The sequence below is a fragment of the Stenotrophomonas sp. P5_A8 genome, assembly GCF_056400545.1.
Genome location: NZ_JBFULB010000236.1, coordinates 1 through 5,991, shown reverse-complemented (window position 1 = coordinate 5,991; position 5,991 = coordinate 1). Strand labels below are relative to the sequence as shown.

Below are 5,991 nucleotides of genomic sequence, written 5' to 3'. Positions count from 1 at the left end.
CTTGCGAGGTCGACCGCCCCTATGTGGGGTCAGGTAGTACCCCATTACCTTGCCGCTGTAGGGGCCAAGGTCTGGATCCATGGGTATCTGCGCATTGGAGTACCACGAGAAATCACCACCGAACGCGGCGTCGTTCTGCGCTTTGAGCATCGGTGTATAGAGCGCATTGGCCGTGGCCTTGCCGTACGGGTAGAAGTGCAGCAGTGCAACAGATACGGCATCCGCCTTACGCATCCCTCGTTGCATCACTAGATGAAAGCAACGAGGGTCCTGCATTTCGCGCGTCCAGTTTCCAGCGAACTCCTTGTCCAGGAAGATCACCCTGCCGGCAGTTTCATCCCAAATCCCGGCGGTGAACACGGACGCCAGATAGGTAGAGCGGGCATAGAAGGTCCGGAATATCACGCTCCGCGGAATCAAAAACTCGATCCMACTGGCGGAGTCTTCTGCCATCAACACCCCGCTGCGGAAGCGGACGCTGTGCTCGAGGTGAAGCTGGCTGGTCGGAACCGCCTTGATGGGGAAGTCCCCGTGCTTGCCGATGACTGTGTCGAGCTGGATGTTGCGCCCGTACTTGCCAGAGCCTTCCGCGTTCGACAAGGCATCGCCCAGGGAGAGTTCCCGGCTGGGAAGCACGCCTACGCGCTTGCCGTCACGGTAGACGTAACCAATGCGGATCGAAGGCAGGGCACCGACCAGGACCCTAGCTACGAAGGGCATCTGCTCCGAATAGCCGAACAGCTTGGCGATCTGATCCGGCGTTGCCTTGGCCGGATCTTTGATGTCATCGGGTAGGGGTGCCAGATAGCAGCACACCGACGTCGACGTAGAGCCCTTATGGGGCTTGGTGTAGCGATCAATCCATCGGATGAAATACAGCCGCGAATCGCCGGGGTAGTCCTTGAAGTCCATCGTGTGCCAATCGATACGTAGCAACGCATCAATAGCGGCACCGATGGCAGTACCTTTAGAGTGGCGGGCCTCGTGGAATAGGTGTGCCGCCAGCCAGTGTCTCACCAAACAAGCTGACGCCCGCCAAAAAGGGGGMGGCTCTCAATTTTTGCTCCGGCTAACTAGCATCGTCAACGCACGGCGGCAACATGATGTTGCCAAACCATGGCTAACGCAAAGTGCAGGACGCAGAACATGCCCTACGCCCCGCAATAGATCGTTCCAGCTCCGAAGCTCACTTAACCGATGTGCCAGATACAGTGCCCCGAGGTCCGGCGCTGCTGTCGGTCTTGGACAGCAGGTCATTTAAGTCGTCGAGGACCCCCGGCGTGGCCGGATCCGCCTCCAGCAACTTCAGGATGGCCTCAATTTCGGCTAACAGATCTTTGAGACCTTGCTCGCCGGAAAGCCCATTCGACAGCGTCTTCCACTTAAGAATAAGCCTGTTAACGTCTCTCTCGAGAGCATGGCCGCGAGCCTTGATCTTAACGTTTGCAATAGCGTCAGCGATCCTCTTTCCCAAATCTGACATGGCAGCGCTCCTTCACTTGAGTACGACGAACAACATCTCATAGGGATTGCGGCTAGGCTACGTACTGCGATGTACCCACCACCCTCGTTTCCCATTAGAGTCTGCTACTGAGTCATGCGTTTTGCGTCAAATCCGCTGACGTCAAATTCGGCCATGACCGAGCCTTGCTGATACACATTGAACTCCACTCGGAGGCGCTTGGCTTTACCCAGCTTACTCGTGAGGGTCTTGTATCCCGGGATGAAGACCATCTCGCTGCTGTTGTCGGATGGCTCAGTTCCGGTGAAGGTTTTGGCGGACTCATCGTCGAATCGGATGCGCACGGGGCAGGAGCTGAAGCTATGGCACAGGATCTGCCCCTTCTCGATGCTGACCATTACATCGTTGCCCCATCGAGGGTGACGCCTCATCGTGAGCTCTGCCTTCTGGCGGCCTGAGTAGGGGAAGTCAAAGTTGAAGCTGTTGGTGCTGGTTACCCGTGCCGTGCGGACAGGTTTTCCCGACATGTCATCCTGCTGGGTGGAATAGGACCACTGCAGGCCTACCGGGTTAAGCTCGGCGTGGAGTTGAGCCTCCAGCTTCGGCCGCATTGCATCAGCCTCCTTGGCTTGGGCCGAGCCGGGATGATTCTTGAGGATCAGCGTGAGGTTCGCCAAGCGTTCGGAAGTTGGCCGGGCCTGGTCCTTTGCGGCAGCCAGAAGTTCGGGCGCAGACATCTCGACCGTTGTTGCCTTCGCAGCACTCTGGTCCGATGCGTGACCGGCGGCTGCCCCGCTCTGGCTGGCAGTGCCGCGGCTTGCCGATGGAGTGGCTGCTTTCTTCTCGGGCCCCATGCCGTAGCCCAAGACCAACAGGACGAGAAGGCCGATGAGTCCAAGCACAACGAATGTTCCACAGCCCGACTTCTTCGGTGCTGGGCGCGGTGCCGGAATGGAGGTCGCAACCGGCGCTGCTCGGTTCAGATCTGAAGACGGGCCCAGCGGTGGTGGAGTTGGGATGCCAGGAGTCGGGTCGACTCCCGCGGACATCGRGAATCCACAATTCGGACAAGCCGAAGCCTGATCACTGATTTGCTTGCCGCATTCGCGGCAGTTCACCAAAGCCATGGCACCCCCTGTGCACACTTTGCCGAAAACAACGCTGTTCCAGGCCGAGATGTTGCCCTCGGCAGTCCAGCCCTACGCGAATCGTAGCAGCGCATCGGCTGACGCGGCCATAGGACATGACGTACAGAAACTATAAAAAGCGACAATGCACTTCTGCTGATGTAGGGAAAGTCACTACATCCCTAAGCGCCTTCGCAGAATGCAGGAAGACGGGTCGCTACCGGGAAAGCCCGGCCACGTAAGGAGATTGATACTTTCCTGCGGTCTTGTGATGCAGGTCATTGAGGTAGCTTAATAGCCCATCAGAGATGGCTTGTTCGTCAGCCGCCACGGACCTTCCGAAGATGCTGGACAGGGCGCTGTTGACGTCCGGACGGGCTCTTACCTTGGCCGATACATAGGCCAAGCCGAAGTGGTCGATGATGATTGCGATGGCGTCCTCCAGGCAGAGGATCTGAGCCCAGCTGAAACTTCGTTCCACCGTCCCGCCGACCTTGCACAGCGCAACCAGCGATCGCTTGTCGCCGGTGATCAGGCCGGCTCTACTGTCCTCACAGAGCGCGGCAAACAGGGCCAGCTCTCCGCCATCTATGTCCGGTGTGCCATCCAGCAGGGCGTAGTTGGCCGATTCAACCAGAACCACGACCTCGCTCGCCTGCGCTACGAGTAGGTTGAGCTGCTCAACCGCCAGCGCGCTCCCCAGTTTGGCAAGCGCCTTGGCGGGATTGGCTGCGTGCAGCTGGAACCGCAGCTGGGCCAGGATCGAAAAGTCCCCAAGCTCAACCCGCAGGGCGGTGGCCATGTCCTGAATGAGGCCGTACTGACAAAGTGCCTTGGCGGCGTCACTGTCCAAGAGGTAGTACTTGGCGCTCATCAGAATCCTTGCATGCTGAGCAGGTAGGCGCGATTGTCGTCCGTGAGCCTGTCAACATCGCAGTTGGCCAGGAAGCGATCCTTGAGCAGTTCCTTTGCGCTGGCCTGGTCTGGGAAGTAGCCAAGGGCCTGATTAGCCAACAGCCAGTCATCATGATCGCGTGCGTAGCTCAAGATGATGTGTCCTGGGTCGACACTGAGGCTGTCGCCGAGACTCATGGCCATGTTTACCAGCTGGGCAGCCGACATCGTGCCGTGGTTATCGAGGGGAAGGCTAAGTCGCCCGTTGCGTAGCATGGCCAGTGCAAACTGATCGGCCTGGCGCTCTTCTGCGTCGCCATGCTGATCCGCCTCACGCTCGATAGCCTCCGTGATGGCGTCCATTCCCTCATCGATCAGCACGCCGGTACCGGCGACGTGGCCAAGGCAGATATGGGCCAGCTCGTGGGCTAGCACGAACAGCTGCTTTGCATTCTGGCCAGACTGGAAGCCCAGGACGATCACCGGCCTGTCTTCAATCCGCATGGCCATACCGGTAATGCGCTTGCTGCCGCGGGGGAGCTCCTTCAAGAACAGCACGGGGATACCCTGCTGCCAGCAGAAATCCAGCAACGACCCGAATCCTATTGCCGCAGCCCCGGTCGAGGCACGCACCCTCTTGGACAGCTCCTTGGGGTCTGCCGGGAGCGGGTCGGCGGTGCCATCAGTGCAAAACAGCGCAAGCTTGCCCAGGGCCATGCCCAGGCTCGAGCAGACCTGCAGCTCGCTCACCAGCGTGGCAGCTCTCTTTTTGTAACGGGCAGGGCGGTTTGAGGCGAGCACTTCAAGCTCACCGCTGTCACCAAATCGGACATCCAAGCCAAGCCGTTGCTTGAGTATCGAGGCAAACTCGATAGCCCCGCTGCTTGTCTTGAAAAGTGCGTTGTCCCACCAGTCCGGTAAAAGGCGAGATACAAAACTTTTAGGGTAGCCGGCCTCGCCGAGCGCGTGATATGCGCTCTTGACCGTCACCGTTGGCGTGTTCTTGTTCATCCTTGGCCTCCATTGGGCCTAGGCCAATTCTTACATGTGGGCCCGCTGGTGGGCAAAAAGAAGCTTCGCCAGGCGTTGAGCGTGCCCGTCGGTTCCATCCCATACAGCCGACAGAGCATCCATCAACACCTTGGACTCCCCGGGATCACTGGTGCCCTCGTATGCATCAATGCCTGCGTATTTGCATAGATGCTTCAATGTCCGAGTGACGCGCTTGGGCCCACCGAACAAATTCCGGTAGACCTGAGGCTGGCCAATGCTCGCAGCGCGGKCAATCGCAGAGCTGGTGGTGAGCMCGTCTGCCTCAAACCTTCCACGCAACTCCAGAGCCAGGCTGTGCGGCTGCTTCAGACGTTTCATGCAAATAGATAATGTGAAGTGCATATAAGCATAACTATGATATCCTCCCGCTGTACACCCCTCCGCCCTGGTTCCCATGAGAGAGCTACAGATCAAACAGGCTTTGGCCGGCCATCTGGCGAGGCAATCTGCTGTCCAAGCGATCTCGCTGCTGGAAGAGCTGCGGCTGCACGGTGGGGAGGTGCGGGCCGATCTGGTGCTGGTTGAGGATATGCATTGCTTTGAGATCAAGAGCGAGGCCGATAGCCTGGCCCGGCTGATCAATCAAGGCTCTCGTTACGGCTGGGTCTTCGATCGGGTCACCTTGGTCATGGCCCCCTGCCACGTGGCCAAGGCGATGGACCTGTTGCCGCCCTGGTGGGGTGCAATGGTGGTCGACGCTGAGACGGGTACGTTCCAGTGCTTGCGCGAGGCGGGCTTGAATGTCCGGCACAAGGCCGCATCCCTCGCTTCCATCCTGAACAAGGAGGAGGCATTGGAGGTACTGCGCTTGGAAGGGCAATTGAAAGGCTGGAAGAGCAAGAGCCTGTACCTGATCCAGCAGCACATCACCGAGACGCTGAGTCTGGAGGAGATCAAGGCACACATTCGCACTGCGCTGCTCGTGCGGGCGAACAGCGCAGTGGCGCTCCACTAATACTGTTTTTTCAGCACATAGCTGATGTGATGTGTCCAGAACTCAGAGATGTGCAGATGGCCGCCGGCTTTGTTCTTCAGCGGAACGGTTGGATCGACCCGATCTGCAATCAGACGATCGCCGAATGAGAACGGGGCTCCGAGGAATTCATTGGCATACACCGTGGTCATGACCTTGGAGATGGCGATCGACTCGGCCTTGGTGGCGTTCTGGCCGCGTATGATGCGCCACTTGTCATCCAGGGCGTAGCGAATGATGACCCGATTGCCTCGCCGCTTGAGCGTCTCTTCGGACCAGTTGGGGTTGAGCGGTCCATAGTCGGCGAAGCCAATGAGCGTGTCCGGTGCCAACGCATTGATCTGCGTCCATAGCTCCCAGTCCTTGCGCTTTACTTCGCCAGCACCATTGATGTGAGCCAGCGATGCAGGGAAGGAGCCCGACGCAAGGTGCACGTGCTTGAAGCCCTGGCCCTTCAGCGCCTGCAGGGAAGCCGCCAGCAC

The 5,991-nt window shown here is 58.8% G+C and carries 7 protein-coding genes; 1 reads left to right on the top strand and 6 read right to left on the bottom strand.

Features of this window, described 5'->3' with window-relative positions; translation table 11 throughout:
- The 5 genes from AC1DQP_RS15030 to AC1DQP_RS15010 all read right to left on the bottom strand — a co-directional run.
- Positions 1–912: hypothetical protein (locus AC1DQP_RS15030; RefSeq protein ID WP_478051911.1), on the bottom strand; the 912-nt coding region annotated here is incomplete at its 3' end.
- A 274-nt stretch (positions 913–1,186) separates the two neighbouring features.
- Positions 1,187–1,483, bottom strand: coding sequence for a hypothetical protein (locus tag AC1DQP_RS15025; protein ID WP_457321276.1), 297 nt, complete (start codon positions 1,481–1,483; stop codon positions 1,187–1,189).
- Positions 1,484–1,587: 104 nt separating this feature from the next.
- Positions 1,588–2,364 (bottom strand): hypothetical protein, encoded by a 777-nt coding sequence (locus AC1DQP_RS15020; protein WP_478051910.1) that lies wholly within the window; start codon positions 2,362–2,364, stop codon positions 1,588–1,590.
- Positions 2,365–2,806: 442 nt separating this feature from the next.
- Complete coding sequence (locus tag AC1DQP_RS15015; protein ID WP_478051909.1) at positions 2,807–3,463, bottom strand: hypothetical protein; 657 nt, start codon at positions 3,461–3,463, stop codon at positions 2,807–2,809.
- Positions 3,463–4,494, bottom strand: a complete 1,032-nt coding sequence (locus AC1DQP_RS15010; RefSeq protein ID WP_478051908.1) for an ImmA/IrrE family metallo-endopeptidase — start codon at positions 4,492–4,494, stop codon at positions 3,463–3,465. Before AC1DQP_RS15010 ends, AC1DQP_RS15015 begins: the two co-directional genes overlap by 1 nt.
- A gap of 436 nt (positions 4,495–4,930) precedes the next feature.
- Between AC1DQP_RS15010 and AC1DQP_RS15005 the strand changes: the two genes are divergently transcribed.
- Positions 4,931–5,491, top strand: a complete 561-nt coding sequence (locus AC1DQP_RS15005; RefSeq protein WP_457322150.1) for a sce7726 family protein — start codon at positions 4,931–4,933, stop codon at positions 5,489–5,491.
- On the opposite strand, the gene AC1DQP_RS15000 is transcribed toward AC1DQP_RS15005, so the two are convergent.
- A partial coding sequence (locus AC1DQP_RS15000) for a beta family protein (RefSeq protein WP_478051907.1) occupies positions 5,488–5,991 on the bottom strand: 504 nt, incomplete at its 5' end. The genes AC1DQP_RS15005 and AC1DQP_RS15000 overlap by 4 nt on opposite strands.